At 73.1% G+C, this 3,884-nt stretch carries 6 protein-coding genes; 5 read left to right on the top strand and 1 reads right to left on the bottom strand.

Annotated elements, in window-relative coordinates:
- From ACFSNB_RS18455 to ACFSNB_RS18435, 5 genes are all read left to right on the top strand, one after another.
- The coding region (locus tag ACFSNB_RS18455) for a chemotaxis protein CheA (RefSeq protein WP_377319255.1) at window positions 1-1,275 on the top strand (1,275 nt) is incomplete at its 5' end.
- Window positions 1,275-1,514 carry a hypothetical protein gene (locus ACFSNB_RS18450; RefSeq protein ID WP_377319253.1) on the top strand — a complete coding sequence of 80 codons (240 nt, stop codon included), beginning with the start codon at window positions 1,275-1,277 and terminating at the stop codon, window positions 1,512-1,514. The genes ACFSNB_RS18455 and ACFSNB_RS18450, both read left to right, overlap by 1 nt.
- Window positions 1,511-2,320, top strand: coding sequence for a ParA family protein (locus ACFSNB_RS18445; protein WP_377319251.1), 810 nt, complete (start codon window positions 1,511-1,513; stop codon window positions 2,318-2,320). The genes ACFSNB_RS18450 and ACFSNB_RS18445 overlap by 4 nt, the downstream gene beginning before the upstream one ends.
- Window positions 2,317-2,691 carry a response regulator gene (locus ACFSNB_RS18440; RefSeq protein WP_377319249.1) on the top strand — a complete coding sequence of 125 codons (375 nt, stop codon included), beginning with the start codon at window positions 2,317-2,319 and terminating at the stop codon, window positions 2,689-2,691. Before ACFSNB_RS18445 ends, ACFSNB_RS18440 begins: the two co-directional genes overlap by 4 nt.
- A gap of 10 nt (window positions 2,692-2,701) precedes the next feature.
- Window positions 2,702-3,397, top strand: a complete 696-nt coding sequence (locus ACFSNB_RS18435) for a hypothetical protein (RefSeq protein ID WP_377319247.1) — start codon at window positions 2,702-2,704, stop codon at window positions 3,395-3,397.
- Between the two features lie 129 nt (window positions 3,398-3,526).
- Here ACFSNB_RS18435 and ACFSNB_RS18430 read toward each other — a convergent pair.
- A partial coding sequence (locus ACFSNB_RS18430) for an energy transducer TonB (protein ID WP_377319245.1) occupies window positions 3,527-3,884 on the bottom strand: 358 nt, incomplete at its 5' end.

The following is a 3,884-nucleotide window of genomic DNA, read 5'->3' as shown; positions in this document are numbered from 1 at the left end:
GCCGCCCCGGCCGAGCCCCCGCCCCGCGCCACCCGCCCGCCGCCGGCCGAAAGCGCCCCCGCCGGCGGCGGCGAAACCCGCGCCGCCCCCCGGGTGCTGAAGGTCGATCAGGTCAAGGTGGATACCCTGATGACCCTGATCGGCGAATTGGTGGTGTCGAAGAACAGCCTGCCCTTCCTGGCGCGGCGGGCGGAAACCGTCCATGGCTCGCGCGAGATGGGGCGCGAGATCAAGGACCTCTACGCGGTGATCGACCGCCTCGCCCAGGAGATGCAGGCGGCGATCATGGCGGTGCGGATGCTGCCGGTGTCGGAGGTGTTCGAACGCTTCCCCCGGCTGGTGCGCGACGTCGCCCGCAAGCTCGGCAAGCAGGTCGAGCTGGTGATCGAGGGCGAGGAGACCGCCGCCGACAAGAACATCGTCGAGACCCTGGGCGATCCGCTGCTGCACATCCTGCGCAACGGGCTCGACCACGGCATCGAGCCGCCGGACGAGCGCGCCGCCGCCGGCAAGAAGCCGACCGCCCGCCTGCTGGTGCGCGCCTTCCAGGAAAGCGATCAGGTGGTGATCGAGGTCGTCGATGACGGGCGCGGCATCGATCCGGCGCGGATCCGCGCCGCCGCGGTGGCCAAGGGGGTGATCCCGCCCGAGCGGGCGGCGCGGCTCAGCGACCAGGAAGCGGTCAATCTGGTGTTCCTGCCCGGCTTTTCCACCGCCGGCACCATTTCCGACCTGTCGGGGCGCGGGGTGGGGATGGACGTGGTCGCCACCACCCTGGAAAAGGCCGGCGGCGCGGTGTCGCTCGACTCGGTTCCGGGACAGGGCACCACGGTGCGGCTGTCGCTGCCGCTCAGCATGGCGGTGACCCGGGTGATGATGGTCGAGGCCGGCGGCGGCCGGCTGTTCGGCATCCCGATGGACCAGATCGCCGAGACGGTGCGGATCCCGCCCGCCGCGATCCGCCGCATCAAGCAGGCCGAGGCCTTCGTCCTGCGCGAGGCGATCGTGCCGCTGCTGCGGCTCGATTCCCTGCTCGGGATCACCGGCGCGACCGGGGCGGAGGAGACGGCGGAGGCGGAAACCGAGGCGGCGGTGCTGGTGGTGCGGCTGGGCGGCGCGCTGACCGGGCTGGTGGTCGATCATTTCCGCGAGGGGATGGACATCATCCTCAAGCCGTTCGACGGCATCCTGGCCGGGATTCCCGGCTATGCCGGCACCGCGCTGCTCGGCGACGGGCGGGTGCTGCTGGTGCTCAACCTCAAGGAATTGCTGTGATGGCGATCGTCAACGAAGCGGACGGTCCGGCGATCGAGGGCGCCTGCGGCGTCGAGGAGGCGTTGCCGCTGCTGGAGGCGCTGGCCGGCGGCGCCGCGCTGTCGCTCGGGCGCTGCACCCATCTCCACACCGCGCCGCTCCAGGTGCTGCTGGCGCTGCGGCCGCCGCTGCGCGACCTGCCGGCCGAGCCGTTCCTGGCCCGCTGGGTGGCCCCGCTGCTGACCGGACCGAGGGAATGACCGCGCCGGCCCCGCCCCCCTTCATCCTGTCGGTGTCCAACCGCAAGGGCGGCAGCGGCAAGACCACCACCGTGGTCAATCTGGCGGCGGAATGGGCCGCGCGCGGGGCGCGGGTGCTGGTGGTCGATCTCGACACCCAGGGCCATGCCGGGCTGGGGCTGGGAGTGGCCGCCGGGCGCGGCGAACCGACCGCCCATGACCTGTTCCGCCGCCCCGGCTTCGATCTGGTGGCGGCGGCGCGGCCGACCGCCTGGCCCGGTTTGTCCTGCGTGCCGGCCGATCCGCTGTTCGAGGGCGACGGCGAGCGCGATCCGGGGCAACTGGCCGCTCAGTTGCGCCGGCCCGACCTCGCGGCGCGGATCGACGTGGTGATCCTCGACACCCCGCCCGCGCTCGACTTCATCCTGATCAACGCCCTGGCCGCCGCCGACGGGGTGGTGATCCCGCTGCTGCCGCACGCCCTGTCGGCCGAGGGGGTGCGGCAATTGTCGCGGCTGTTCTTCCGCATCGCCAGCGGCGCCAATCCGGCCCTGCGCCTGATCGGCCTGCTGCCGGTGATGCTCAACCCCCGCGTCAACCACCATCAGGCGATCCTGGCCGGGCTGACCCGCCAGTTCGGGCCGGAGCGGATGCTGCGCGGCATCCGCGCCGACATCGCCCTGGCCGAGGCCTTCGCCGCCGGCCGCCCGGCCCGGGTCCACGCCCCGCGTTCGCGCGGCGCGCTCGATTACCACCTGCTGGCCGAGGAAGTGCCACGCCTGTGGCGCCGGCCGTTGCCCGTTTCCGCACAAGAGGTCCCCGCATGAGCAGCACCATCTTCCTGATCGATGATTCCGTCACCGTGCTGATGAGCATGGAAGCGATCCTCGGCCATGCCGGCTATGCCGTCGCCAAGGCCACCAGCGGCGAGGAGGCGATCTCCCGCCTCGGCACCGGGCTGAAGCCCAACCTGCTGATCACCGACATCCACATGCCGGGGATGAACGGGATCGAACTGATCCGGCAGGTGCGGGCGATGCCCGGCTTCCAGTTCACCCCGATCCTGGTGGTGACGACCGAATCCCAGCAGGCCAAGCGCGACGAGGCCCGCGCCGCCAAGGCGACCGGCTGGCTGGTCAAGCCGGTCCAGCCCGACGACCTGCTGAAGGTGGTCAAACAGATCCTCCCCAACGGCTGAGGGCGGGACGATGACCCGGCGCGACCGCGCCACCACCCTGGCGCCGCTGCTGGCGGTGGCGGGATTGGGCATCGCCGCCGCCCTGCTGGCCGGCGCGGCGGGAGGAATCGCGGCATTGGCGGCCAGCGCGGGCGCGGTGGCCGCCTACCGGCTCGGCCGGCGCGACGGGATGGCCGAGGGACGCGGGATTCGCTTCCGCGTCGCCGACGAACTGGTGCAGTACCGCGCCTTCACCCGGCTGATGCGCGACCAGGGCGCGCGGGTGATCGGTCAATCGACCGAGGCGGTGACCGCGCTGGCGATCGGCCTGACCGAGATCGACCATCGCGCCTCCGCCCTGCTGGAGCGGCTGGCGGACGCGCCGATCGACCCGGCCGCCCTGCGCGCGGCGATCGAGGAGATCTCGGAACTGGCGGTGCCGCTGTTCGGGCAGTTGCAGTTCCAGGACGTCACCCGCCAGCAACTGGAGTTCCTGGCCCGGCTGTCGCGGCTGGTGGACGAACACATCGCCGAGATGACCCGGCTGCTGGGCGACCGCCGCGCCCTCGACCGCACCACCCGGTTCCAGGAGCTGTTCGATCAGGCCCTCGACGACACGGTGATGCATTCGCAGCGCGCGGACCATCACGCCGCCACCGGGCACGCCGCCACCGGAAGCGCGAGCGAGCGGGCGGAGGATTCCGGCCCCCGGGTCGAGCTGTTCTGACCCGGCCGGCGGTCAGGCGGGGCGGCGCCACCGACAGTCCCGCCGAGATGGGCGGCGACATCGACATGGGACGAGGCGGCCGGCAGCAGCGCCGGCACCATCAGGCGCAGTGACGCCAGTGCGCCGGGTTCACTCGCCGTGGGCCAGCGCCAGTCCGTTCAGCTGAAACCGGATCGGCACCTGCCGCCGCGATTCGACCGGCTGTCCGTCGCGGTGGGCGGGACGGAACCGCCAGCCGGCGACCGCCTCCCGCGCGGCGTCGTCGAGACTGCCGACCCCGCTTGAGCGCACCAGCGCCACCGCCACCGTCCGCCCGCCGGCATCGATGGTCAGATCCAGCACCACCCGCCCCTCCAGCCCGCGCCGTCGCGCCGAGGGCGGATAGGGCGGCGGCGGGGTGTCGAGCGGCTCGGCCTCGCTCCCCCCGCCGCCGCCCGCGCCCGCGCCGCCCTGGTCGCCGCCCGCGTCGGCGGTGCCGGCGCCGGCA

Source organism: Phaeospirillum tilakii (genome assembly GCF_042683125.1).
Taxonomy (GTDB): Bacteria; Pseudomonadota; Alphaproteobacteria; order Rhodospirillales; family Magnetospirillaceae; genus Phaeospirillum; species Phaeospirillum tilakii.
This window is presented reverse-complemented; position numbering and strand designations above follow the sequence as displayed.